General features: G+C 70.0%; 24 protein-coding genes. 8 read left to right on the top strand and 16 right to left on the bottom strand.

Annotated features, from left to right (window positions below; all coding sequences use genetic code 11):
- The first annotated feature begins 158 nt into the window (after positions 1-158).
- From Q8Q85_00975 to Q8Q85_00965, 3 genes are all read left to right on the top strand, one after another.
- Positions 159-536 (top strand): iron-sulfur cluster assembly accessory protein, encoded by a 378-nt coding sequence (locus Q8Q85_00975; GenBank protein ID MDP3772819.1) that lies wholly within the window; start codon positions 159-161, stop codon positions 534-536.
- Positions 537-602: 66 nt separating this feature from the next.
- The gene (locus tag Q8Q85_00970; protein ID MDP3772818.1) at positions 603-2,063 is read left to right on the top strand and encodes a sodium:solute symporter; all 1,461 of its coding nucleotides are present in this window, start codon (positions 603-605) and stop codon (positions 2,061-2,063) included.
- Positions 2,060-2,962, top strand: a complete 903-nt coding sequence (locus tag Q8Q85_00965; protein ID MDP3772817.1) for a BadF/BadG/BcrA/BcrD ATPase family protein — start codon at positions 2,060-2,062, stop codon at positions 2,960-2,962. The genes Q8Q85_00970 and Q8Q85_00965 overlap by 4 nt, the downstream gene beginning before the upstream one ends.
- Positions 2,963-3,043: 81 nt before the next feature.
- Here the strand turns inward: Q8Q85_00965 and Q8Q85_00960 are convergent, their stop codons facing one another.
- From Q8Q85_00960 to Q8Q85_00910, 11 genes are all read right to left on the bottom strand, one after another.
- A complete protein-coding gene (locus Q8Q85_00960) occupies positions 3,044-4,420 on the bottom strand; it encodes a dicarboxylate/amino acid:cation symporter (protein MDP3772816.1) in 1,377 nt (458 codons plus the stop codon).
- Positions 4,417-5,919 carry an amino acid permease gene (locus tag Q8Q85_00955; GenBank protein MDP3772815.1) on the bottom strand — a complete coding sequence of 501 codons (1,503 nt, stop codon included), beginning with the start codon at positions 5,917-5,919 and terminating at the stop codon, positions 4,417-4,419. The genes Q8Q85_00960 and Q8Q85_00955 overlap by 4 nt, the downstream gene beginning before the upstream one ends.
- A gap of 110 nt (positions 5,920-6,029) precedes the next feature.
- Positions 6,030-6,803, bottom strand: coding sequence for a hypothetical protein (locus Q8Q85_00950; GenBank protein MDP3772814.1), 774 nt, complete (start codon positions 6,801-6,803; stop codon positions 6,030-6,032).
- A gap of 48 nt (positions 6,804-6,851) precedes the next feature.
- On the bottom strand, positions 6,852-7,274 hold the full coding sequence (locus Q8Q85_00945) for a biopolymer transporter ExbD (GenBank protein MDP3772813.1): 423 nt from the start codon (positions 7,272-7,274) through the stop codon (positions 6,852-6,854).
- Positions 7,275-7,277: 3 nt separating this feature from the next.
- Positions 7,278-7,733 (bottom strand): biopolymer transporter ExbD, encoded by a 456-nt coding sequence (locus tag Q8Q85_00940; protein ID MDP3772812.1) that lies wholly within the window; start codon positions 7,731-7,733, stop codon positions 7,278-7,280.
- The gene (locus tag Q8Q85_00935; GenBank protein ID MDP3772811.1) at positions 7,714-8,427 is read right to left on the bottom strand and encodes a MotA/TolQ/ExbB proton channel family protein; all 714 of its coding nucleotides are present in this window, start codon (positions 8,425-8,427) and stop codon (positions 7,714-7,716) included. The genes Q8Q85_00940 and Q8Q85_00935 overlap by 20 nt, the downstream gene beginning before the upstream one ends.
- Before the next feature lie 98 nt (positions 8,428-8,525).
- Entirely contained in the window at positions 8,526-9,221 is a 696-nt protein-coding gene (locus tag Q8Q85_00930; protein ID MDP3772810.1) for a TonB family protein, read from the bottom strand.
- An 88-nt stretch (positions 9,222-9,309) separates the two neighbouring features.
- Positions 9,310-10,779 (bottom strand): HAMP domain-containing sensor histidine kinase, encoded by a 1,470-nt coding sequence (locus Q8Q85_00925; GenBank protein ID MDP3772809.1) that lies wholly within the window; start codon positions 10,777-10,779, stop codon positions 9,310-9,312.
- A gap of 1 nt (position 10,780) precedes the next feature.
- Entirely contained in the window at positions 10,781-11,449 is a 669-nt protein-coding gene (locus Q8Q85_00920) for a response regulator transcription factor (GenBank protein MDP3772808.1), read from the bottom strand.
- Positions 11,446-13,014, bottom strand: coding sequence for an ATP-binding protein (locus Q8Q85_00915; protein MDP3772807.1), 1,569 nt, complete (start codon positions 13,012-13,014; stop codon positions 11,446-11,448). The genes Q8Q85_00920 and Q8Q85_00915 overlap by 4 nt, the downstream gene beginning before the upstream one ends.
- Before the next feature lie 75 nt (positions 13,015-13,089).
- Complete coding sequence (locus tag Q8Q85_00910) at positions 13,090-13,653, bottom strand: hypothetical protein (GenBank protein ID MDP3772806.1); 564 nt, start codon at positions 13,651-13,653, stop codon at positions 13,090-13,092.
- A 240-nt stretch (positions 13,654-13,893) separates the two neighbouring features.
- Here Q8Q85_00910 and Q8Q85_00905 point away from each other — a divergent pair, with 240 nt between their 5' ends.
- From Q8Q85_00905 to Q8Q85_00890, 4 genes are read left to right on the top strand one after another with little or no spacing between them, the layout of a single operon-like run.
- On the top strand, positions 13,894-14,562 hold the full coding sequence (locus Q8Q85_00905; GenBank protein MDP3772805.1) for a TVP38/TMEM64 family protein: 669 nt from the start codon (positions 13,894-13,896) through the stop codon (positions 14,560-14,562).
- Between the two features lie 59 nt (positions 14,563-14,621).
- Positions 14,622-15,098 carry a sigma factor gene (locus tag Q8Q85_00900; protein ID MDP3772804.1) on the top strand — a complete coding sequence of 159 codons (477 nt, stop codon included), beginning with the start codon at positions 14,622-14,624 and terminating at the stop codon, positions 15,096-15,098.
- On the top strand, positions 15,095-15,232 hold the full coding sequence (locus tag Q8Q85_00895; protein MDP3772803.1) for a hypothetical protein: 138 nt from the start codon (positions 15,095-15,097) through the stop codon (positions 15,230-15,232). The genes Q8Q85_00900 and Q8Q85_00895 overlap by 4 nt, the downstream gene beginning before the upstream one ends.
- Positions 15,229-15,468, top strand: a complete 240-nt coding sequence (locus Q8Q85_00890; protein ID MDP3772802.1) for a zf-HC2 domain-containing protein — start codon at positions 15,229-15,231, stop codon at positions 15,466-15,468. Before Q8Q85_00895 ends, Q8Q85_00890 begins: the two co-directional genes overlap by 4 nt.
- Here Q8Q85_00890 and Q8Q85_00885 read toward each other — a convergent pair.
- Together Q8Q85_00885 and Q8Q85_00880 are read right to left on the bottom strand one after the other, a co-directional pair.
- The gene (locus tag Q8Q85_00885) at positions 15,455-16,762 is read right to left on the bottom strand and encodes a hypothetical protein (GenBank protein MDP3772801.1); all 1,308 of its coding nucleotides are present in this window, start codon (positions 16,760-16,762) and stop codon (positions 15,455-15,457) included. The two genes, Q8Q85_00890 and Q8Q85_00885, sit on opposite strands and share 14 nt — an antisense overlap.
- Positions 16,763-16,779: 17 nt before the next feature.
- A complete protein-coding gene (locus Q8Q85_00880) occupies positions 16,780-17,337 on the bottom strand; it encodes a hypothetical protein (protein MDP3772800.1) in 558 nt (185 codons plus the stop codon).
- Between the two features lie 47 nt (positions 17,338-17,384).
- Between Q8Q85_00880 and Q8Q85_00875 the strand changes: the two genes are divergently transcribed.
- Positions 17,385-18,677: an aminotransferase class V-fold PLP-dependent enzyme gene (locus tag Q8Q85_00875; protein ID MDP3772799.1), complete on the top strand. Its 1,293-nt coding sequence runs from the start codon at positions 17,385-17,387 to the stop codon at positions 18,675-18,677.
- Positions 18,678-18,731: 54 nt separating this feature from the next.
- Here the strand turns inward: Q8Q85_00875 and Q8Q85_00870 are convergent, their stop codons facing one another.
- The 3 genes from Q8Q85_00870 to Q8Q85_00860 all read right to left on the bottom strand — a co-directional run.
- Complete coding sequence (locus Q8Q85_00870) at positions 18,732-21,698, bottom strand: GH116 family glycosyl hydrolase (GenBank protein ID MDP3772798.1); 2,967 nt, start codon at positions 21,696-21,698, stop codon at positions 18,732-18,734.
- Positions 21,695-23,920: a hypothetical protein gene (locus Q8Q85_00865; GenBank protein ID MDP3772797.1), complete on the bottom strand. Its 2,226-nt coding sequence runs from the start codon at positions 23,918-23,920 to the stop codon at positions 21,695-21,697. The genes Q8Q85_00870 and Q8Q85_00865 overlap by 4 nt, the downstream gene beginning before the upstream one ends.
- 58 nt (positions 23,921-23,978) lie before the next feature.
- Positions 23,979-24,221: hypothetical protein (locus Q8Q85_00860; protein ID MDP3772796.1), on the bottom strand; the 243-nt coding region annotated here is incomplete at its 5' end.

Raw genomic sequence — 24,221 nt, 5'->3', positions numbered from 1 at the left:
CGGTGACGGACGTGCTGCGGTGGCGCGTGACGCCCGACGCACCGGAGCTGGAGATCGTCTTGAACGACGTGTGGGCGCAACTGCCAAAGGAACCGCGCCGGCCCACCTGATTCGGCCGCGACGTTGACCCGGCTCGACGCCGTGCCTAGGTTTCAGCCGTGACGTTCGCGGAGGAGCACATGGCGACGACCAACGAGCAGGCCATCACCCTTCACCTCACGCCGGCGGCGCTGGCGAAGGTGAGAGAGTTCATCGCGGCCGAGGATGTTCCGGCGGAGACCGGCGGCCTCCGGGTGGGCGTGTTGCCGGGCGGCTGCTCCGGGTTCAAGTACGAGATGAGCATCGACGACGCAGCGCTGGACGACGACGTGGTCCTCGACCTGGGCGGCGTGCGCGTCTTCGTTGACGGCTTCAGCGCGCAGTACCTGAACGGCGTGGAAGTGGACTACGTCACGACCATGCAGAACAGCGGCTTCGCGTTCAGCAACCCGAACGCGACGGGCGGCTGCGGGTGCGGGACCAGCTTCACGGTGTAGGCCGCGGCGCCGGTGGACGGCACGGGCCTGGAGAAAACCACTCCGGGCCCTTTTCTTTGGCGGGCCATGGGACAACGCGACTGGATCGTAGCCGCGGCCTACATGCTGGGCGTCGTCGCCCTCGGCATGTGGCTCGGCCGGAGGCAGCAGGGCGCGTCCGACTACTTCCTCGGCAAGCACGGCCTGCCGTGGTGGGCGATCCTCCTCTCCATCGTCGCAACCGAGACCAGCGCGCTCACGGTCATCTCGGTCCCCGGAATCGCCTTCAAGGGCGACCTCACGTTCCTCCAGATCGCCTTCGGCTACCTGATCGGCCGGATCTTCGTGGCGTGGCTGCTGCTGCCGGGCTACTTCGCCGGAGAGATCCAGACCGCTTACCAGGTGCTCGGCACCCGCTGGGGTGACGGAGCGCGCCGGACCACGTCCGCCGTCTTCATGCTGACCCGCGCCCTCGGCGACAGCGTGCGCGTCTTCGCCACCGCCATCCCCCTCGCCGTCATCACCGGCTGGTCGTATCCCGCCTCCATCATCGCTCTCGGCGCGGCGACGCTGCTCTACACCTACACCGGCGGCCTCCGGGCCGTGGTCTGGGTGGACGTCGTGCAGTGGGTCGTCTACATGCTCGCGGGCGCGGCAGCGCTCTACGCCGCCCTCGCGATGGCGCCCGATGCGCTCCGTGCCGCGGACGCTGTCGGCAAGCTCCGCGTACTCGACATGCACGTCTCTTTCAGCGCCCCATTCTCATTCCTCACCGCCGTCGTGGGCGGCGCGCTGCTGTCGGCGGCATCCCACGGCACCGACCACCTCATCGTCCAACGGCTGCTCGCCACCCGCTCGCTGAGGGACGCGCGCCTGGCTCTGGTGGCGAGCGGCGTCGTGGTGATCGCGCAGTTCGCGCTCTTCCTGCTGGTGGGCGCCGCGCTCTGGGCTGCGTTCCCCGACGGCGAGCGCATGGCGGGCGACGAGGTGTTCCCGAACTTCATCACCCGGCACCTCTCGGGCGGCATCGCGGGGCTCGCGGTGGCGGGGATCCTCGCCGCCGCGATGAGCACCGTGGCCAGCTCGGTCAACTCCCTCGCGTCCGCGACGACGCACGACTTCTACGCGCCGCTGGCCCGGCGGCAGGGCGACGACCAGCACCTCCTGCGCATGGGCCGGCTCTTCACCGCCGCCTGGGCCGTCGTTCTGGTGGGAGGCGCGCTGCTCTTCCCCCGGCGCGACGCCCCGGTGGTGGTCGTCGCGCTCTCGATCGCGTCGCTCACCTACGGCGCGCTACTCGGCGCGTTCATCCTGGCGCGAGTGCCGCGGGTGCGGGAGCGTGACGCTATCGTCGCGATCGTGCTCGGCGCGCTCCTCATGAGCGTGGTGGTCTTCTCAGCGCAGCTCACCGCGCTGCTCGGCGCCCCGCCGATGATGGTGACTCTGAGCAAGCTCGCGTGGCCGTGGTATGTGCCGGCGGGGACGGCGCTGACGGTGTCGATCGGCATGGCGGCGTCGATGCTTCCGGACGACGCGAGCCGCACGTGAGGATCCTGTTGGGCGTGGACGCGGGCGGTTCCCACACTACCGCGGCCGTCGCCGACGGCGCCGGCGCGATCTTCGTGCGCGCCGACGGCGGGCCCGGAGCCATGCGCCGAGGCGGCGCCGCCGCCGCCGCGAGCGCGATCCTGCAGACCTGCCGCGACGCGCTCGAAAAAGCCGAGCGTCAGGTCAAGGGCGATATTCTGGTGGTGGGCGCCGCGGGAGTCGGGCGCGAAGAGGAGCGGTTGGCGCTCCAGGCCGCGCTGGAGGAGTCCGGCCTCGCCCCGCGCGTCGTGGTCCTGACCGACGCCGCGATCGCGCTCGAAGCCGCCTTCAGCGACGGACCTGGCGTCGTGCTCATCGCGGGGACCGGCTCGATCGCGTGGGCGTGCCACCCGGACGGCGCACACTCGCGCGTCGGCGGGCTCGGCCCGGCCCTCGGCGATCAGGGCTCCGGATACGACCTCGGCAGGCGCGGACTGCGGGCGGTCGGGCTCGCAATCGAGGGCCGCGGCAGGCGAACCCAGCTGACCGACCTGATCATGCAGCGCGCCCACGCCCCGACGCTCGCCGAGCTCGTGGCGTGGGCGTCAGCCGCCGGCGTGCCGGCGATCGCCGCGCTAGCGCCCGCCGTGCTCGACGCGGCCCGGGACGGCGACGCCGTGGCCAGCGCGCTCGTGGACGCCGCCGCGGATGACCTGGCCCGTCACGTCAAGGCGCTCGCCGACCGGTTTCCGCGCGGGCGCGACATCCGAGTGGCGCTCGGCGGGAGCCTGTTGGTGCGAAGCGATGACTACCGCAAACGCGTCGTGGCGCGAATCGTCGCCGAGGTTATGGACGCCGACATCCTGGCCGATCCCGTGGACCCGGTGCTCGGCGCCGTTCAGCTGGCGCGGGCGCTGTAACGACCGAGCTGAAGCGTCCGCGTCCTGAAGGACGCGCTCGGCACGGGCGCGTGCTGAAGCACGCCGCGGATTCGGCGTGGTCTACGCCGCAGCCGACTCCGCGCCGCTGCCGGCCGTCACCGACTTCGGGTCCCACCCTCCCTCCCAACGCGCGATGACGCACGTGGCGGCGAGGTCTCCCACGACGTTGACGGTAGTGCGGCACATGTCCAGCAACCGATCAACGCCGATAACGATGGCGATGTACTCGCCGGGGATGCCCACGGTCTGAAGGACGATGACGAGCAGCGGGATGGAGCCGCCGGGGACGCCGGCCGCGCCCACCGCGGTAAGCACCGCGAGGATGATCACGACCACCTGGGTGGCGATCGAGAGGTGCAGCCCGATCACCTGCGCGAGGAACAGCACCACCACGCCCTCGAACAACGCGGTGCCGTTCATGTTCATCGTCGCGCCCAAGGGCACCACAAAGCCCGCCACCGTCGGCGAGACCTTCAAGTCCTGCTCGGCCACCGCCAGCGTCGTCGGCAGCGTGGCGTTCGATGACGAGGTGGAAAACGCGGTGATGAGCGCCGATCGGGAGCGATTGAAGAATGTGAGCGGAGCGAGACCCGCGAAGACGCGCACTATCAGCGACAGGTTGACCACGGTATGGAAGAGGAGGCCGCCCAGCACGGTGAGGACGAACAAGCCCAGCGGTTTGAGCAGGGCGAAGCCGAAACGGCTGGTCACCACGAAGATGAGCCCGAAGACGCCGTACGGCGCGATCTTCATCGCCATGCCGATGATCTTTACGACCGCCCCTCCGACCCCGTCGAGGAACCTGATGACGGGCTCGGACTTCTCCTTGGGCAGCAGTGTGAGCGCCGCGCCGAACACGAGCGAGAAGAAGATTATGCCGAGCATGTCGAGGTCGGCCGCGGCCTTCACCGGGTTGCGCGGCACGATCGCGACGAACGTCTGGATGCCGAAGTCCGCGGCCTGCGCCTGCTCCATGCGCTGCGAGGCTTCGGTGCGGTAGGTATCCATCAGGCCGATGCGGACGGCCTCGCTGAGCCCTTCCCCCGGCCGGATGATGTTGACGAGGATGAGCCCGACGGTGGCCGCGAGAGCGGTCGTGGCCAGGAAGTAGAAGACCGTCTTCGACCCCACCCTGCCGACCTTCCGCACGTCGCCCAGGCCCGCGACCCCGAGCGCCAGCGAGGTGAAGACGAGCGGGATCACCGTCATGAACAGCATCCGCAGGAAGATCTGGCCCACGGGGTTCATGACGTACTGGTTGGCCTGCTCGACGAGGATCGCCGCCCCGGGAACGGCGGCGCGCAGCGAGTCGCTCGAGACGTCGGCCTGGATGAGCTGCGCGGCGCGGGCCACATCGCCGTGGGTGGCCAGGCTGGCCGCTATTCCCGCGGCGGCCCCCAGGACGAGGCCGAGGAGGATCTTGGTATGGAGTTTCACTCAGCGGCGGCCGGTGCTGCGGCCGCGGGCACGTTGAGCCGGCTGTGGCGCTGCCCGTAACCGAAGTAGATGACGAGGCCGATTAGCAGCCAGACGCTGAACAGGATCCAGGTCTGCGCCGGCAACTTGAGCATCAGGTAGCCGCAGATGCCGATGCACAGGAGCGGCAGCCCGGGCACGAACGGCATGCGGAACGGCCGCTCCCGGCCGGGATCGCGTCGGCGGAGCACGATGATGCCGGCCGACACGAGAAGGAAGGCGAAGAAGGTCCCGATGTTGGTCAGGCTCACCATCTCGTCGATGTTGAAGAACAGCGACGGCACGGCCACCAGGACCCCGGTGATGATCGTAGCCACGTGCGGCGTCTTGAAGCGCGGGTGTACCTTGGCGGCCCAGGGCGGCAGGAGTCCGTCGCGCGCCATCGAGAAGAAGATGCGAGGCTGGCCGAGCTGGAAGACCAGCAGCACGGACGTCATCGAGATGACCGCGCCGAAGGCGACGACGCCGGCGAACCAGTCGGCGTGGATGGCCTGGAGCGCGACGGCCAGCGGGTCGGGCACGCCGAGCTGATTCCACGGCATGACTCCGGTCAGCACCAGGACGATGGCGATGTACAGGAACGTACAGACGACCAGCGAGGCCATGATGCCGAAGGGAATGTCCTCTTGCGGGTTCTTGGTCTCCTCGGCGGCGGTGGACACGGCGTCGAAGCCGATGTACGCGAAGAAGATGATGGCGGCCCCGACGGCGATGCCCTCAAACCCGTTAGGCGCGAACGGCACCCAGTGCTCCGGCTTCACGAACCTCACGCCGACCGCGAGGAACACGAGGACTACACCCATCTTGATGAACACCATCACGTTGTTCGCGCTGGCGCTTTCCTTGATGCCGATGACGAGCAGGACGGTCAGAAGGGCGACGATGCCGAAGGCCGGGAGGTTGAAGATCAGCGCCAGGCCGAACAGGTGCGGCGCCGTCTGGACCGCCTCGGCGGCGAACCGTCGCACCGCGCTTACCGTCGCCGGATCGACCGCCGCGGCCACTTCCGCCGCCGCCTGATGCGCGGTTCGCCAGTCGGTCACCAGCCAGGCGGGCAAGTGTACCCCGAACCCACGCAGCAGCGTGTCGAAGTATCCGGCCCAGCTGATCGCCACGGCCACGTTGCCGATGGCGTACTCGATGATCAGGTCCCAGCCGATCATCCACGCGATCAACTCGCCCAGCGTCGCGTACGCATAGGTGTACGCGCTGCCCGCGGCCGGGATCATCGAGGCGAACTCGGCGTACGCCATCGCGGCGAGGGTCGAGACGAGGGTGACGATGAGCAGGGAGATCACCAGCGCCGGGCCCGCGCCGGGCCGGTCGGCGGAGCCCGCGATGGCGGTGCCCACACTCGAGAAAATACCGGCGCCAACGATGGCGCCGATGCCGAGCAGGGTGAGCTCCAGCTTGCCCAGAGAGCGCTTGAGGCCGCTCCGATGTGTCGCCTCCTCAACCAGGAGGTCGACCGACTTGCGCCGGAACAGACTCAGATGTGCCTCGGGTGGACGCAGGTTAAGGAATGTAGGCCCGGAAACCGCCGGGGAAGTCTACCGACCGTCCAACTGAATCACAACGTGATCAGGATCGGGTAGACCGCCCGCACGGGCCGGCCGTCCAGGGTGAAGGCGGGGGTGAAATTGTAGTGCCGCAGCCGTTCCAGGAGCTCGTTGCGGTACGATCGGTCGCGGATCGGCGGGTCCAACTCCACGCTGAGGACCTCGCCGCGCTCGGAGATCTCGAAGCGCGCGGTCACCCGGGTGCCCTTGAGTCCGCCGGGGACCGGCTGCGGGGGGAGGATCATCCCTTGTAGCTGCGGCGGGAAGATCCGGCCGGCGCCACCGGAATCGGCCCCGACGCCGGGGCCAACCCCGGAGCCGATGCCGCCGCCGGTGCCGCTGCCGGCGCCGGGCCCCGTGCCGGTGCCCTGCCCCGGCCCTTCGCCCGGCCCCGCGCCGGTGACGGCCTGGGCCGCGAGTTCCGCCGCGGTAGGCGGGCGGATCTCGGGGTCGGGCGGCTTCACGACCGGCACCTGGAGGGAGAGCTGGTCCGGCACGACGAGTGGAGGAGGCGGCGGAATGGTCGCCGACGCGGAAGCCGGAAGCGCGAAGACGGCGAACGCCCGGTTGCCACCACCACCTCCGCCGCCGCCCCGCCCGCTGCCGGCGCCGGGAGATCCCAGCACTTCCTCGAAGGTGGTGCCCGCAAGGATGATGGCGGCCACGATGGCCGCGTGCAAAGCGGCCGACACGATCCATTCGCGAACGGTGCCGCGGCCCTGGAGCTGCCGGCCGATCGGGTTGGCGAGCGGGATCTGCCGCGACGCCGCGCGCTCGGTGGTCATGCTAGTGTCTACGCCCGACCGCCGAGGGTTGTTCCGGGCGGGCCGGCCTCAACCTGCCGGCGCGGCGGTTTCCGGGGGCGCGAGGCCGAACACCTTCACCCCGGCGGCCCGGGCGATGTCGATCGCCTCGATCACGTCCCGGTACTTCCGCTGCTGGCCCACCTTCAGGAACAGCAGCTTCTCGCTGCGCACGTCGTAGATCTCGTGAAACTTGGCTAGCAGCTGGTCGTGAGTGACGGGCTGGGTGTTGATCGCGTACGTGCCGTCGTCCCTGATCTCGAGGACGATGGTGTTCGTGTTGACCGGCTGGGAGGTGGCGGGCTCCTCCACCGGAACCTGGATGTCCAGCACCTTCCGCAGCATCGGCTGGGTGATCATGAAGATCACGAGCAGGACCAGCAGCACGTCGATGAGCGGCGTGATGTTGATGTCCGACTGCATGTTGCCGCCGCCGCCGGTGGCCATCTGCATGGGTCAGTTCCTCCCTTCACGCTCTACGGAAACCGTGGGCGCGGTACCCAGCCTCTGATCGGCCACGGCCGCCACCACCCGGACTCCGGCGGCCCGCGCCATCGAGATGGCCTCCTGGATCTTGTCCATGGTCAGGTTCACGTCGGCCTTGAGGTAGAGGATCTTGTCCTTGGTGCGGGCGGAGTACAGCGCGGTCAGGCGCGCCTGCACATCGGCCTTGTTCACGGGCGCGGTATTGAGGAAGTAGTTCCCGTCCCGGTCCATGCCGAGCGTGACGTCATCGGGGTCTTCCTCGGCCTTGATGAGGTTGATGCCTTCGGGCATCTGCGCCAAGAACCCCGACGCGATCAGCGGCGCCGTGATCATGAAGATGATCAGCAGCACCAACATCACGTCCGCCATCGGCGTGACGTTGATGTCCGCGTTGACGTTGCTCTTGCTACTGGTTGATATGGCCACTGCCGGAGGCGACCTGGGCCGGGAAGTCCTTGGTGAACGTGGAGCGCCCGAACTCGGATCCGACGCTCTTGATCAGGTAGTCCACGAGCTCCTTGCCCGCGTACACCATCTCCACGGTGAGGAAGTCGATCTTGGTCTGGAAGTAGTTGTAGAGCCACACCGCCGGGATCGCGACCATGAGGCCGAAGGCGGTCGTGATCAGCGCCTCGGCGATACCGCCGGAGACCGCCGCCAGGCCGCCCGAGCCGCCGCCCGAGGCCATGCCGACGAACGCATTCACGATGCCCAGCGTGGTGCCCAGGAGGCCGACGAACGGCGCCGTCGAGCCGATGGTCGCCAGCACTCCGAGGCCCCCCTTCAGCTCGGCGATCAGGATGATGGTGTTGCGCTCGATCGCCCGCTCGGCCGAGTTGATGTCGGCCGCCGTGATCTGGTGCCCGTCCCGAAGGAGCGGCTTGATCTCGTCGAGCGCGCCGGCCAGGGTGCGCGCGACGTGGCTCTTCTTGTACTTCTCAGCCAGGCTGATCGCGCCCTCCATCTGCTCTTCCTGGAGGAAGCGGGAGAACTCCGGCGCGAACTTGGCCGTCTCCTTCTGCGCCTTCCGGGTCGCCCACCACTTGCCCACCGCGAGCTGGAACGACCATACGGACATGAAGACCATGACGAAAACGATTCCGCGGGGGAACCAGCTCATCTGATTCCACATGTCCAGCAACGAGAGCGACATTACGCTACCCTCCGAGGGTGATGGCTCGCCGCGCGTCCCGGCGCGGCGGGGTGAACGACCGGTACCTAACGGGTGATGCTGAAGTTGAGCGGGACCTGGACCCGGACGCGCACGGCGCGCCCCGAGATCCGGCCCGGCCGGTAAACGCTGTTGGCCACCGCCTCGCGCGCCGGGGCGTCGAACAGCTGGTGCGTCGAAGACAGGATACGGATGCTGCCTCGCTCCGCGCGGCCCAGCGTGTCGATCACGACCTCCACGAGAACCCGCCCCTCGATGCCCGCCTGGCGCAGGATCTCCGGGTAACGCACCGGCGGCGATGACACACGGTCCGGACGCTCCTCGACGACCGCCTCGAGATACGGCTGGTCGCTTATGACCGGGCCCGTGCCGCCCTCGACGCCGCGGTGGATGCCGCCCTCTACGCCCACGCCCGAGAAGTCGGCCGCGTTGAAGTTGCTCTGGGTGGGAGGCGGGATATCCACCGGGATGTTCACGGGGATCGACAGCGTCTGGAAGCCCTTGGGCGGCGGATTCACCGTGGCCACCTGCTCGGGCGGCGGCGGCTCGTTCTTGGGTTGTTCGGGCGCCTGCATCGTGACCGCGATCTGGTGGATGCGCTCCTCGATGGCCGCGCCGGCGTGCGCCGTCGCGATGATGCCGCCGTAGATGAGACCGCCGTGCACGACCAAAGACAGGAAACCGTTGCCCAACCCGGCCCTGGCTGATCGCTTCGGATTCGACTCGATCAGGTGCTCGAACACCTTCGCCTCCGGATCAAGCTGACATCAACCGGATCTCGCTGACACCAAGAAGATACACGGCGCCTCTAACTTCGGGATGAGCGCCAGATTACGATTCCGTGACAGCCGCGATGCTCCCGGAAGCCAGCGGCAGGGTGACCGTGAAGGTGCTGCCCCTTCCCGGCCTGCTGGTCACGGCGATCGAGCCGCCGTGCGCCTCCGCGATCCACTTGGAGATGGAAAGTCCCAAGCCGATGCCGGGTCGCTCGCCGGTGCGCGAACGCGCCGGATCGGCCCGCCAGAATCGATCGAACACCCGGCCGACGTCCCCCGGGGCTATCCCGATCCCGGTGTCGCGAACGGATATGCTCGCCGACTTCGGCGCCGCCGTCAAGGTGAGCCAGACCTGGCCCCCGGCGGGCGTGTACTTGACCGCGTTGATGGCGAGGTTCATCGCCAGCTGCCTGATGCGGTCGCGGTCGGCGTCCACGGTGACAGGCTCGGGCGGGACCTCCAGGATCGCGGCGACGCCGGCTGCCTCGCCCAGCAGCTGGGCGGTCTCGTGGACCTCCCCGAGCAGGTCCCCCAGGTCCACGGTCTCCCGGTGCAACTCCATCCGCCCCTCGTCCACGCGGGCCAGCGTCAGGAGGGCGTCCACGAGCTCCGTCATCCGGCGCACTTCCTGGAGCGTTTCCTCGAGCTGGACCATGGCTTCGGGCGCGGTGGCCGGATCGGTCAGGGCACGCTCGACGCCGGCCCGCATCACGGTGAGCGGGGTCTTCAGCTCGTGGCTCGCATCGGCGACGAACCGGCGCATCGCCCCGAAGCTCGCCTCGAGGCGACCGAGGAGGGAGTTGAGCGAAGAGGCCAGTCGCCCCAGCTCGTCCACCTGGGATAGCGGCGCGGGGAGCCGCCGGTGGAGGCTGCGGCCGTCGGTGATCGCCTCGAGCTCGTCGATGATGCGGGCCACCGGCCTGAGTGCGCGCACCGAGAGGAGGTAGCCGATACCGGCGGCGAAGACGAGGATCAGCGGTGCTACGAGGAGCATGGAGGTGAGGAGCCGCCGCGGCGCGATGTCGAGGTCGCGGGTCGGCTCACCCACGGCGACCGCGACTATGGCCGGCCCCGCCTCCGTTACGCGCCGTGCCACGAACCTGAAGCGGGTGCGGTCGAGGTCCACTGTGAACGTCTCGTGTCGATCGACCACCCGGAACACGCGCCGCCGCAGGACGTCCGAGGCCGCGGGCGTGAAGCGGCGCACTTCGGCGGAGCCGTAGACCCCGCGCGCGGCCGAGTCCACCACGATGACCCAGCCCGGGATGGGGTCCAGCCGCTCCTGGGCGTCGAGGCGCAGCTGCGCGACGTACGGGTCGCTGGACTCCTCGATCAGCGCGCCGCCGGCCCGCTGCTCGGCCGCCAGGATGCCGCCTTCCACGTCCGCTACGGCGGTGAGGCGACGGTCGAGCTCGTCGAAGTTGGAGCGGCGCTCGAGGATGGTGATGGTGACGCCGAAGGTGAGCACGGTCGCCGCGAGGGCGACCGTGTACCAGAGGGTCAGGGTAGCCCGGATGCTCCGCACCTCAGGCCTTCACCACGTACCCCACGCCGCGCATGGTGTGGATGAGCTTCGGTTCCCGGCCCTGGTCGATCTTCTTCCGAAGGCGATTGATGACCACGTCCACGATGTTGGTTCCGGGGTCGAAGTGGTAGTCCCAGACGTACTCGGTGATGAGGGTGCGGCTCATCACCCGCCCCGCGTGGCGAGCCAGGTAGAGGAGGACGGAGTACTCCTTGGGCGTGAGCTCGATCTCCGCGCCGGCGCGGGTGACCTGGCGGCTCCCGGTGTCGATCCGGAGGTCGGCGATCTGGAGCACCGGGGGCGAGAGGCTCTTGGGCCTGCGGCTGATCGCCTCGACGCGGGCCAGCAGCTCCTCCATCGCGAACGGCTTGGTGACGTAGTCGTCGGCGCCGTTGCGCAGCGCGTCCACCTTGAACTCGACGGAGTCCTGCGCGGTGAGGACGAGGATCGGCGTGGCTATCCCGCGGTCCCGCAGCGTCCGGAGCACGTCGAGTCCCGCCATCCCCGGCAGGCGCAGGTCCAGGACGATGAGGTCCCATTGGCCGGCGGCCGCCGTGTCGAGCCCGGTCTTCCCGTCGGCCACCAACTCGACCGTGTAGAGGTTCTCTTCGAGGCCGCGCGCGACGTACTGGCCTACCGTGCGGTCGTCCTCGATTACGAGGATCTTCACCCGACGGGGAGGAACACCTTGAAGGTCGAGCCGCGCCCGATGGTCGAATCAACCTCGATTCGCCCGCGGTGGTCGGCGACGATGCCGTAGCAGATGGAGAGGCCGAGGCCGGTGCCGCGGCCCAGCGGCTTGGTGGTGTAGAAAGGCTCGAAGATCTTCTGGAGGTCGCCGCGCGGGATGCCCGCACCGGTGTCCGAGAACGAGACCACCACTTCGTCGGCGCGCTCCGGGTTGCGCTCGGTCCTCACGGTGAGCGTACCCCGCGTCTCCATGGCGTCGGCGGCGTTGATCATCAGCGCCATGAAGACCTGGATCAGCTGGTCGGCGCTGGCGTTGACCGGCGGCAGGTTCGCCGCCAGCTCGCGCTTCAGCTCGAGCCGCTTGAACCGGTCGTGGTGCTTGAGCAGGAGCATCGTATCCTCGACGATCCGGTTCACCTCCTGCTTGATCTTCACGCCGGCCTTGGGGCGCGACAGGTCCAGCAGCTCGGAGACGATGCGCTTGCAGCGCTGGACCTCGCTGTCCATGATCTTGAGGTACTCGTCGATGCCGGCCGCGACCTCGGGCGGCCCGTCCTCCGCGCGCGCGGCGACCGCCTCCACGCACGCGCCGATGGTGGCGAGCGGGTTGTTGATCTCGTGCATGACGCCCGCGGCGAGCTGGCCCACGGCGGCCAGCTTCTCCGACTGCGCGATCTGCCCCTGGACCTCCTTCCACTCCGTCACGTCCTCGCCGATGGTGATGAGGTGCGTGATGTCGTCGTCGTTGAGGCGCATCGGGATCTTGGTGATGCGGTAGTGCCGTCCCTCGCCGCCGGCGGACTCGTAGACCTGGACCCGGCCGGAGGTGAACACCTCGTCGAACTCCCGGCGCAGCATGTCGCGCGGCTGGCGGTGCAGCACTTCGAAGATGGGTCGGCCGATGGCCACGTCGCGCGGAACGCCTTGGGTGCCGGTCTCACGCTTGCGGTTCCACGCCTGAATGCGGTAGTCGCGGTCGATCACGTAGAGGCCCACGGGGAGCGAGTCGATCACCTTGGCGGTGAAGCGGCGCTGCTCTTCGATCTCGCGGGCGCGTCGCGCCACTTCGAAGGCGAGGTCCTGTGACAGCTCCTTGGACGCGAGCAGCGGCCCCAGCACGTTCGCGACGACGCTGAGGACGTCGCGCGCCATGCCCTCGCGGCCGTCGCGCGGTACCCGCACCTCGATCAGGCCGAGCCGCTCGCCCTGGTGCGCGAGCGGCATCCTGAGGTCGATGGCATCCCAGGAGTCGTTCGGCGCCGCGGCGCCGGAGCCGATGGTGGCCGAGATCTGCTTCGACTCCTCCTCGCCCGGCTGGTCACCCGCGCCGGTGACCGCGCGGAACGACGAACCATCCTCGGAGCGCACCCAGACCCGGCACAGCAGCGCGCCTAGACCGCGCCGCAGCACCCCGACGATCGAGGCCAGGGCCGCCTCGGAGACCACGCCGGCCGCGACGACGGACGTCACTTCCGCGAGGAGCCTGAGGCCCGGATGGGTCGGGACCGACGCGTCGGGAGACCGATCGGGATTGGGATGGGCCATCGAATTCGAAACTAGAGCCCCGTGGAGGCAACAGCAAGAACCGGCGGCGGCCGGCGGGTCCGCCGATCAGGGGCCTTAAGGCGGCCCGCGACGCCGACCGCGCCCCAGCGGCGACTGGAAGCGCATGGTGAACTGCGCGTGCATGCTCGACGCGTCGCCGACGAACCAGGCCGGCCCGCCGAGGATCGCGAAGTTCTCGTCGATCCGGCCCGATCCGCCGAAGGAGAAGCCCACCAGCGCCGCGCCGGTCCCGCGGACATTCCCTTGCGGGAGCGGCGAATTGAAATCCTTGGCGACACCCAACTCCAGGACGCCGGCCAGACGGGCGTACGACAGGTCACGCTCGGAGCCCATCGCCGCGATGGTGAGGAGCGGCCGCCGATAGGCGCCCACCACCGATACGAAGAACCCGGTCGTCCCACCGATGAGCACCGCCTGGTCCTGCACGAAGCTGCCCAGCCGCAGCATGAGCGCGACCGACTGCCCGGGACCCGCTCCTACCGCTCGCAGCCTGCCGACCTCGACGCCGGAGGGCTGCCAGTTGCCGCCAGTGAAGCCGGTCACGCCGACGGTGAAGCCGCGCTGCTGCGCGGCGAGCGCGGAAGGGAGGAGGCAGGCGATGACGGAGAGTCGGGTCATTTGAGTCCGGTGCGCTGGATGTCGCCAAGCACGACTGTTGACCACAAAGCATACCATGAGGGCGTGGTCGCCGGCAGCGACAGGATCCGTGAGGTCGTCGACGGCGGGGGTGCGGCCATCGAACGCCGTGGCGAGATTCCCGGGGGCGGGACGCGCACTTCGAAGGGAACCGCGCGGCCCAGGGCATCGTTCTTCCCATCGTGCGACGCGACGCAACGGATCTCCGGAGAGGCGGGACAGGTGAAGAAGCGCAGTGCGCTGTTGATCGTCGCGTTCCTGGCGCTGGTCGTCGCCGGCCGGTATCTCGGCCGCTACCTGCCCGGCTTCGCCGAGTGGGTGAACGGGTTCGGTCCCTGGGGCGCCGCGGTGTTCGTGGCGACGTACACCGCCGCCTGCGTGGCGCTGGCGCCCGCGTCGTTGATGATGCTCGCCGCGGGCGCGGTGTTCGGCGCCGCGAAAGGGGTCCTGGTCGCGTGGGTGGCGGCTACGCTCGGCGCCACCGCCTCGTTCCTGGTGGCGCGGCACGCGGCGCGCGGCGCGGTCGAGCGGTACCTGGAGCGGCACGCGACTTTCTCGGCGTTGGACGACGCTCTCTCGCGCCAGGGCTGGAAGCTCGTCATCCTGCTCCGCCTCTCGCCCATCTTCCCCTACAACCTTCTCAACTACGCGCTCGGCCTCTCCCGGGTCTCGTTGGGCGGGTACCTGGTGGCGATGCTCGGCATGATCCCCGGCACGTTCCTCCTCGTCTCCTCGGGCGCCATCGCCGGCGACGTGGCGGCGGTAGCGGGCGGCGTGCGGCTGGCGCACGGGTGGCCGTACTACGCGGTCCTTGGCCTCGGCATCGGGGCGACGGTGCTCGCCACGCTGCGCATCACGCGCGTCACCCGGCGCGTGCTCGCCGGCACCTGACTTCGCCGCTTCAGACTGATTTTCTTGCGCTTTTCCGGCGGGGGGCTGATGATGCTCCCGTGGCGTCCACCGCCCAGTTCGAGTCACTCCTCGCGCCGCTCCTGGACCGGGGGTACGGCGTGGCGCTCCACCTGACCCGGGACCGCGCCGACGCGGAGGACCTGGTGCAGGAGGCGGCGCTGCTCGCCTTCCGCGGGTTCAAGGGCTTTCGGCCGGGCACGAACTTCCGCGCGTGGTTCTTCCGTATCCTCACCAACGCGTTCTTCACCGGGTACCGCAGACGCAAGCACGAGCCGGACTTGGTGTCACTCGACGAGGTGCCCAGCGCCTACATCCAGCGCCGAGCGCACGAGGTCGTGTCGGGCGAGGAGCCGGGCGGCGGGGGGCTTCGGGGCGGCGACCTGGCCGGCGCGGTACTCGGCAAGCTGGAGGTCGAACAGATGGAGGAAGCGATCATGTCGTTCCGGAGGAGTACCGCGTCGCGTGCTCGCTCTATTTCCTCCAGGACTTCGCGTACCAGGAGATCGCCGACGTGATCGACGTGCCCATCGGCACGGTCCGCTCGCGGCTGCACCGCGGACGGGCGCTGCTCCAGAAGCGGCTCTGGCGGCTCGCGGAGGACCACGGCCTGGTGGCGGCGGCCTCGGCGGCGGAAGGAGGAGCCGGATGAACGTCAACCGGCTCAACTGCGAGCAGACCTTCGCGCGGCTGGACGACTACTTGGACCGCGAGCTGACCCCGGCGGAGCTCGCCGAGGTCGCGCAGCACCTGGAGAGGTGCGTCGTTTGCGCGGGCGAATTCGGCGTTGAGGCTCGGTTGCTGGAGGAGATCCGCCTAAAGCTCCGCCGCGTGAGGGCGCCGGCGGAACTGATGGCGAAGATCGAGGCGCGGCTCAGGCAGCCGTAGCGGACGGGGCGGCGATGGCGTCCGCCACGCGCTCGATGATGGAAGGAGTGCGGTAGTAGTCGCTGTGCTTCGGGTTGATCTGCAGGAAGGTCTCTTTGAGGCCGAGACCGAGACTGTGGCGCAACGACGCCACGCGACGCGCCTTCCCCTTGAGCCCGGCCGCCTCAGCCGGATGGGCCGGCAGGCCCCTGCGGGCCGCGTTGATGCGGTGCGCTTCCATCATCTCGTCCGTGAAGTCGGCGCGCTCGATCAGACCTTGCGGGTACGCGCGGCTGGTTTCGAGTTCCGCCATCTCGTGGTCGAGGAAGAGCACTCGCAGCCACGGGAAGCCGAACGCGACCCGCTCCATCACCGTCTCGACCAGCCGAAGCAGCACCCCAACGACCACCTGCCGCACTACCAGCCACTCGACAGCGCGTCCCCACGGACCGAAGGACTCGGCGACCCATTCCTCATAGACCCGCTGCGGAGCCGCCGACGCGTGGAACAAGAGGTCGGCCTCGTCCTGGTGGCTCGTCACCAGCAGCACCTTCCGGCCGGCCAGCGCCGTGCCAAGCTCCTCCGGCCCAGGGCCGTATGCCTGTCCCGCTCCCCGGCCCCGCAGCGCCAGGACCGGCCAGGCGGCCAGCCACCATAGCGCGTCGCCGAGCACCGCCACCAACGCGAAGATCCAGCGGGCTCCGAAGAGGATGGCGACGAGTGCGGCGACCAGCCACGGCCAGTCGACGACGGCGCCGACGTGCTCCACCGCGCAGGTGCCGAGCAGCGGGCAGACGAGCCGCGGGAACCCGGGCAGGAACAGCCGCGCGAGGATGACGGTGGTGAGACCGAGCTCCGCGGCGAGGAACGCGAAGGCGAGCGCGAAGCGGAAGGGCCGGAGTGCCGGCCGGCATTCGATGAGCGGCGTGCCGAGGAGCACGACCTGCCGGAAACGGATGTTCGGCGCGCCCCGCAGCCGCCGCACCGTTTCCAGGACGACGTTGCCGCCATGCGAGTGTCCCACCGCGTTCACCACCAGCGGCGCCAGAGCGGTGGCTCCGGAGCGGCGGGCCAGCTCCGTCAGCGACTCGGCGAGTTTGGCGGACCCATCCCGCCGCGCCGCGTGGGTGTTGTCACCGGACCAGGCGAAGTGGTCCACCGAGAGGCCGGCCTCCAGCGCGGGCTGCCAGACCGTCCCTGCGAGCCCGCGGCGGGCGAGCGGCTCCTCGAGTTGCAGTGCGAAGGTGGGCGGCGACGCCTGCGCCGGCGGACGCCACCAGTCCTCGGCGGCCGCAAAGGCGCCGTGGACCACCATGGTGAGCGGGCGCGGGCTCAGGGCCGCTGCACGACCAGCGGCCGCCCCGGGACCTCGCCAGTGAAGGTGAGGCTCGTTATCCGCCATTCGCCGTCGTGCTTCATGAGGTGGAACGCATCCACGCCGTAGCGGGTCTCGACCGAATCGCGCGTCGCGCCGAACCGCGCGCGGTAGACCACCCAGGCTTCGGCGAGCGGACCGTAGCTGGCGATCGTCGCGTCCACCATGTCCTCGGAGAAGACCGCCAGCTGGTCGGGGCCTTCCGGCGTCCGCCGCACGAACTCATCCACGGTCAGCGTGTACACGCGCTCGGCCGGCTCTCCCGGCGGCGTCCAGTTGGTCGTGATGATGGCACCGCGCCAGAAGCTCTGGCTGAACATCAGCCAGTCACGCGACGTGAAGCGCGCGTAATAGGTCCGCAGCGCCGCCCGCACTTCGGTCGTCGCGGCCGAGTCGCGCTCCACCGCCGCCAGCGAGTCGGCACGGGGGCGTCCGGAATCCGCGCGCTCGACCCTCACCAGCTTGCGGCAGCCGGTCAGCCCGAGCGCCAGTACGAGCAGAGGTGCGATTCGCATCCGCGCGGAATATATTCGCGGTGCCCCCCACCGCGAGGCCCAGCCCCATGCTCGACCGCCGCTCGTTCCTCGGTTCCGCCGTCGCCAGCGTACTCGCCGCCCGGCGCGGCAACGCGGACGCCACGCCCAGCGCCCGGCGCGGAGGCTGGCCACCCGAGGTCCTCCAGGACGATGAGGGCTACTGGCGCACGCTCCGCCGCGAGTTCCTGATCCCCGCCGACGAAGCCTTTTTCAACACGGGGACGATCGGAAGCTCACCGCGCGTAGTGATCGACACCGTCATGAATCACATGACCCAGGTGGATGCGACCATCGCGCACTGGGACTACCGGGCCGAACACCCCGACTATTTCGCGGGGTACCGTCCCGAGCTGGAGCTGAGAGAGAAGATCGCGACGCTGGTCGGCGCGTCCGCCGAGGAGATCGCGCTCACCCAGAACGCGACCTTCGGCGCCAGCTACGTCGCGGGCGGCCTGGACCTCCACGCCGGCGACGAGGTCATCCTCACCAACCAGGAGCACGTGGGCTGCGAGTCGCCGTGGCAGCTCAAGGCGAAACGGCACGGCATCTACGTGAAGAAGGTGACGGTCCCGGTCCCGCCGCAGAACCCGCAGCAGCTCATCGAACTGTACCTGAACGCGACGACCCCTCAGACGAAGGTGTGGGCGATCCCTCACCTCACGTCCGCGCTGGCGATCCGCTTCCCCGTGAACGAGCTGTGCCGTATCGCGCGCGAGCGCGGGATCATCTCGGTGGTGGACGGCGCCCAGTGCTGCGGGCACCTCCAGCTCAACCTGCACGAGATGGGGTGCGACGCGTACTTCTCGTCGCCGCACAAGTGGCTGCTGGCGCCGCAGGGATGCGGGTTCCTGTACGTGAGCCGCGAGCGCCTCCCCCACCTTTGGGCGACGATCGCCTCGGGCCAATGGGACAACTATCGCGATGGGGCGTACCGCCTGATGCAGGTAGGCACCGGCAACCTCTCGGTCCTCAAGGGCTACGAGGCGGCGATCGATTTCCACAACCGCATCGGTCCGGCGCGCGTCGAGCGGCGCGTCCTCGGGCTCGCCGAGCGCCTGCGCGCGGAGCTCCGCCAGATCCCGCAGGTGACCATCAACTCGCCGCAGCATCCGGAGCTGGTATCAGCCACTACCGTCTGGAGCCTCGCCGGCTACCAGGCGCCGGACTTGATGGATCAGCTGTGGGCGCGGGCCAAGGTGCGGTGCCGGTCGATGGGCAGCCCGTGGGGAGTCAGGCAGTGCTGTCACATCTACAATTCGCCCGAGGAAGTCGATCGGACGTTGGAGACGGTGAGGAGGATGGTGGCGGAAAGGCGGTGATGTGACGAGATGGAGGTGAGGGAGGAGAGTGACGTGATGGAGGTACGCCATCACCTACTCGAGCACGAATCTCACCTCATGCTCCCCGCTTGCTTCGAACGCCACGGCACTCCGCACCCCGCTCCCCCACGCCGTGACTTCCGGCGTCACCTCTTCACCATCCACCTCCACGCGGGACGGCGGTCCGGGGCAGCACGGGGCAACGGTGAGCCAGAGCGGTGGACCGTGGGTGCGGCGGGCCGCCACGTCGAGCAGGCCCCCCCGCTTCCGCAGCTTCAGGTCGTAGACGGTCTCGCCGCAGCGGAGGCCTAGGACTTCGAGCCGGTCCAGGACGTCGGGGAGTTGCGGTGCGATCGCCAGCCGTCGGTGCGGGGCGTCAGGTACGACGCCGAGCAGTCCCTCGACCAGCGGCGCGATGACCATCGCGGCGGAGCAGGCTCGGTCGGGGCAGACTCCGGCTGCCCGCTCCTCGAGCCCGTGCATCGCCTCGTCGAAGGCGCCACCCTGTCGAGCTGAGGCGTGCCGCACGTTGGCGGCCAGGTGGCGGAACGCGGACTCGCCGCGCCCGGCTCGATACTCCGCGTGCGCCGCCCAGCCGGTGAACAGCGGCCAGACGGTGCCTGACTGGTAGCCGGCGGGATTGAAGTGCGGGTCGTTGGAGGGGAGCAGGCGCACGCCCCATCGGGCGGAGTAGTGCTCGCCGGCCAGCTGGTCGAGGAAGCGCTTGGCGCGGACCGGGTTCGCCGCGCCGAGCAGGATGGGCACGCTCATCAACGCCGTCTGGGTCCAGAGCATCGTCGCGTCGCGCTGCTTGTCGAGCGCGTAGATCCCCCGATCCTCGCGGTAGAACTGCTGCTCGATCGTGGCGCCCGCCCGCGCGGCCCGCGTCCAGCAGTCGGCGGCGAAGCGTGCTTTGCCGAGCACCTCAGCGGCGCGGGCGAGCTCCTCGAGCGCCGCCCGCCAGATCGCGGCCAGGTACAGCGTGACCTGTGCCCCTGCCAGGGGACCCGACTCGACCCACCCGTGCCCGACGCGGGAGTTCTCGATCAGTCCGTCCCCGTCGGTGTCCGTCGACAGGCAGAAGGCGAAGGCGTGCTCGACGCGCGGCCATATCGACGCCACGAACTCGACGTCGCCGGTCCACGCCAGGTATCGCCCGGCCAGCAACAGGTAGAGCGGCGTCGCGTCCGCGGCGTCGTAGTGGAACTGGCCGGACGTGCTCGCCTCGTGCAGCACCTTCCCGGTCACGTCCTGGCGGTCGCCCAGGAAGCGGATGACCTGCCGTACCACCGAGTGTTCGCCCGCGGCCAGCAGCGCGAAGGCGGACCAGCAGGCGTCACGTCCGAAGAACCAGGCGCAGCCGGGCCGGCCACCGCCCCACCCCGGGCTGGATGGCGCGTACCCGGCGACCAGCGAGCGTCCCACGCCGGGCGCGTCCACCACGAACGCGTCCAGGCGGCGCTTCGCCCACTCGACCGCGCGCCCGAGACCTTCGTCCTCTCCGCGGACCGCGAGGCGCGCCTCGCGCAGCGTAGCCGCGCGCTGGGTCCGCTGGCGGACCAGCCCGGTGACGCCGAGCCGCCGGACCGCGCGCAGGGTCCGCTCGAGATCGTCACGGGTCGCGCCGCCGACGATGGCGAGGCGGAACGGGATGCCCAGCGGCGCTGAGACGGCACACTCGACGACGGGGACGCCCTCGACGTGGAGTGCCTTCATCGTGATGACCGACGGCACGTTCGTGAACACGGCGACCACGCCGTCGTCGCTCTCCGACTCGACGACGGCTACGAGTCCCTGAGCGCCGCGCCGGAACCGGAGGTTGCCGCCGCATCCCGCCGGATAGGGCCACATGCGGCGCAGGTCGGCATGCAGCGTCACCTCCACCGATGCCGGAGCGCGGGCCACGGACTCCCTGCCCTTGCGCGCCGCGCGGTATTCGACGAGGCACAGCGCGTGCTCGAGCGCGACGAACGACGTCTCGGCGATCCGGCGGCGGCCGGTTTCCAGGGTGCGGACGGCCACGTCGGGCGTCACGGTGATCCGCGTTCCCAGCGCCGGTTCCCCTTCCGCCGCCACGTCCCACGACGCCACCGCCCGGTGCGGGTGGACCCAGACCTCGCGGATTCCCTGGCGGTCCTTCCCGACCAGGAGCGCGCGCCGGCCGGCCAGGTCGAATTGCTCGTCCGTCTCGACCGCGCTCGCGAGCGTGATCGGGTCGTTCGCCGGATCGGGCAGCGCCCCATCGAGATCGAGCGGCTCCGGGAGCACCAGCGCTTCGGACGGCGCCGACCCAGTGCCGGGGGCCGGCCAGTACGTTCGCTCGGCCGCTTCCGCGGTCGTCGCGGCAAGGGCGTTGCGCGTCAGTCGCTCGAGCTGAGGATGCAGCAGCGCGTCCGGCGCCGCGAAGTGGACGAACGCGCCGACGCACACGACATGACCGCGGCCCATCGGGTATTCCCAGGCCACCGTCCGTTCCGCGTTCTGGACGCCGTACGCCCGCTCGACGCCCACCACGCGCCCTTCGGCCGGACGCACGCCGCCGGCGTAGCAGGCCCACGTGAACGGCTCTCCCGCGCGGGGCGCCCAGGTGTACGTCCCGTTGTGCAGGCCCGCGACGAGCGGGTGCGGGCCGTACGTCGCCATGCCGCGGATGTGCGGGTACGCGGGCATGGCGCGGAACGTCCCTTGGTACCAGGGATCCGCGTCGTCGTCCCAACGGGCCTCCCCCACGTCGTTGGGCGGCGCGGACTCGATGCCGAGCGGCCCGACGAGGTCGGCGGCGCGCAGAGTGAGGAGGAGGCCGTGCCCCGCCGCGACTAGCGGGTGCAGCGGCTCGAGCGCGAGATCCACCAGCGGCCCCGAGGCGTGAAACCAGACGACGTCGGCCTCCCCCACGGCAGCGGCGAGGTCGCCCGGTTCGAAGCGGCGCGCCGCGATGCCGTCCTGGCGACTCAGCCACTTCCAGGCGGCGTCCTCCTCCATCAGGCCGACGCGTGCCACGAACGCCACGCGCAGGCTCACAGCCGCACCTCGATCGGCTCGTCCATGCGCCCGCGCGCGGCCTCGCTGCCGTTCACGCTCACCACGACATGGTCACCCTCCCGCACCACATCCACGGCGGCGCCCTGCATCGGCAAGCCGTGCGCCTCGAAGCCGTCCAGCGCCAGCGGCATCGGGTCCACCACGAAACGTCCCTCGCCCAAAGGTCGCAGCCCGATCACGTACTGGACGATGAGGTCGTTTACCCAGGAGTGCTGGTAGTCGTCGATCCCCCGGTAGGCCGAGGGCCGCCCGGTGACGGGATGGTAGTGCTCGAAGCTGTTGGGGCGGGAGGTGTCGCCGTTCCAGAACATCATCCGCACGTACTTGGTGAGGAACTCGGCCAGGTGCGCGCGGAGCGCGGGCAGGTGCCGCGCCGCCACCGCCGCGATCGCTTCGGCGATGTGGCTGTTCGTCATCGGCCAGACGCGGCCGTTCCACGGGCAGTTGTGCCGCTTGCCTCGCCACGCCGCGTCGGCATCGTAGAGCGGATCGGTGCCGCTCGACGACGGCACCGGGAACGGCTTCCAGAACTGGCGCGGGTCGAAGAGGTTCTGCACGAACCCCGACACGTGGTCGCCCGTCACGAGGTCGGTGAAGTACGGGAAGAACGACACCGCCGCGCGCACGCCGGTACGCCTGCCGGTGGCCGGGTTCACGTCGCTGAACATCCCGCTCTTCCCGTCCCACATCTTCTTGCGGATCGCGGCGCCCGTCTGCTCGGCGCACTTGCGCCATCGCTCCCCGTCGAGGCCCCCGCGGGGCGCGAGCTCGGCCAGCGCGCGGAAGAGGTTGTACGCATATACGCTCGCGTCCACGCCCTTGAGGCGGATCCGGTTCTCCCAGCCGTAGCGGTCGGCGTCCGGGTCGACGGCCTGGTAACGCGACATGTACTCCTGGCCGGTCTCGTACTGGTCCGTCACATCCACGAGCCCCGATCCCTCGCGGTCGCGCGTGGTCCGCAGCCACTCGCCGTAGCGCTCGAGCGGGGGAAGGACCTCCCGCAGGTACGCGTCGCTCGGGTGCACCGCGTCGAGCGCCAGGAGCGCGCCGCCCCAGTCGGCGTGGTAGAAGTCGGTGCCGTCGAGATGATTGGCGTAGATCCGGCCGTGCAGCGAGCCGTCGGGCTTCTGGTGCGCGAGAAACGTCCGCAGCACGCCGCGCGCCCACTCGGGGTCGCGCGCCCAACGCAGCTCGCGCAGATGGCACTGCGCGCTGTACGCGACCGGCTGGTGGAAGTGCTCGATCCCCTCGGCCACGGTCGGGGCGACGTAGTTCCCCCATCCGGGCGCTATTCCGTTGAGCCGGAGCCCGTACCAACGGTACGCCCAGTACCGCTCGAAGTAAGGGTCCGAGCAGCGGAACCTGGGCACCCCTTCGAAGAACTCCTCCCATGACGACTTGCTCGCCGCCGCGAACGACGACGCCTTCCGGGGAGGATTCGCTTCGGCACGGGTGCCGCAGTCGTCCAGCTGGGGCTCGATGCGCAGCGCCACGGCGAGCCGCACCGCGCCCCCAGCCGGGATCTCGATGGCGCGGTGAACCCCCAGGTAGACCAGCCCGCCCGCGGAGATCCCCGCGAGCTCGGCCTTGTCGCCGAGCCCGCCGCGGGTGGGATCCCACCGATCCCAGAATGGCGTCAACCGGAAGTGAGGGTGGTCGGTCGTAGGCTCGGAGCGGACGGCGCCCCAGCTGTCGGTGCCTCGCGCCAGCGCGAGCTGGAGCCGTGCCGGCAGCACGTGCCCTCTGCCGTCCTCGAGCCGCCGCGGCCAGGTGAGCTCGAAGCCGGTCCACGCCACGTCGCCCTCCGCCACCTCGTCTCCGGGCGCGGTAGTCCAGGCCACCGCGTGGATCCGCATGGGTACGACGCCCCGATTGACGAGCTGCCACTCGCTGCCGAGGACGAACCCCGGCAGCACCATGCGCGCTTCCATCGCCTCGATCCCGACGCTGGTCGAATACGGCGTTTCGAGCGCGGCCGGCGTCCAGCGACGCGTCCCGGGTTGGAGCGCGATCTCGCGCCCGGTCTCGTCCATCAGGGCGATCGTCAGAAGCGGCGCGAGCCGGAACTCAAAGAGGTGGGCCTCGTCCCAGAAGCCCGGGGCGTCGAGCCAGGCGGGGAACGGCGGCGCCCAGACCAGTCCCTCCCCCGCCGACAGGAACCACTTGTCAGCGCGGGCGAGCAGGTCGAGCGTGTCGGTCATTGGCGGGCGGACGGGCGGACGAACGTACGGTCGGACGGAAGCGCAACGCGCGCGGCGGTCACCGGGGAACCCCCAGTCGCGTGCGCCCGGCCTGGGCCGAGTCGCGCACCGCAATCCATGGCGGATCGGCGTAGCGCAGGAGGTCGTAGGCGCGCTGGAAGTACCGGATGGCGCGCTGCCTTTCGCCTCTCGCTTCGAGGATGCGCCCGTGGAGCAACCACGCCGGGCCGCGCACGACCTGGTCGGCGGAGGCGGCGAGGAAGTCCTGGGCCTCCAGGAGCGCGAGCGCGCGGGCGGTGTC

The sequence above is a fragment of the Gemmatimonadales bacterium genome (assembly GCA_030697825.1).
In the GTDB taxonomy this organism is placed as follows: domain Bacteria; phylum Gemmatimonadota; class Gemmatimonadetes; order Gemmatimonadales; family JACORV01; genus JACORV01.
The sequence above is the reverse complement of the archived record's forward strand: the minus strand, read 5'-3'. Positions and strand labels throughout refer to the sequence as shown.

Bases quoted from the DNA above. Each gene is read 5' to 3' on its own strand.
- Q8Q85_00970 (MDP3772818.1), top strand. From the start codon at position 603: ATGGGACAACGCGACTGGATCGTAGCCGCGGCCTACATGCTGGGCGTC.
- Q8Q85_00950 (MDP3772814.1), bottom strand. From the start codon at position 6,803: ATGACCACCGAGCGCGCGGCGTCGCGGCAGATCCCGCTCGCCAACCCG.
- Q8Q85_00945 (MDP3772813.1), bottom strand. From the start codon at position 7,274: ATGCAGATGGCCACCGGCGGCGGCGGCAACATGCAGTCGGACATCAAC.
- Q8Q85_00935 (MDP3772811.1), bottom strand. From the start codon at position 8,427: ATGAGCTGGTTCCCCCGCGGAATCGTTTTCGTCATGGTCTTCATGTCC.
- Q8Q85_00915 (MDP3772807.1), bottom strand. From the start codon at position 13,014: ATGGCCCATCCCAATCCCGATCGGTCTCCCGACGCGTCGGTCCCGACC.
- Q8Q85_00910 (MDP3772806.1), bottom strand. From the start codon at position 13,653: ATGACCCGACTCTCCGTCATCGCCTGCCTCCTCCCTTCCGCGCTCGCC.
- Q8Q85_00890 (MDP3772802.1), top strand. From the start codon at position 15,229: ATGAACGTCAACCGGCTCAACTGCGAGCAGACCTTCGCGCGGCTGGAC.
- Q8Q85_00885 (MDP3772801.1), bottom strand. From the start codon at position 16,762: ATGGTGGTCCACGGCGCCTTTGCGGCCGCCGAGGACTGGTGGCGTCCG.
- Q8Q85_00880 (MDP3772800.1), bottom strand. From the start codon at position 17,337: ATGCGAATCGCACCTCTGCTCGTACTGGCGCTCGGGCTGACCGGCTGC.
- Q8Q85_00875 (MDP3772799.1), top strand. From the start codon at position 17,385: ATGCTCGACCGCCGCTCGTTCCTCGGTTCCGCCGTCGCCAGCGTACTC.
- Q8Q85_00865 (MDP3772797.1), bottom strand. From the start codon at position 23,920: ATGACCGACACGCTCGACCTGCTCGCCCGCGCTGACAAGTGGTTCCTG.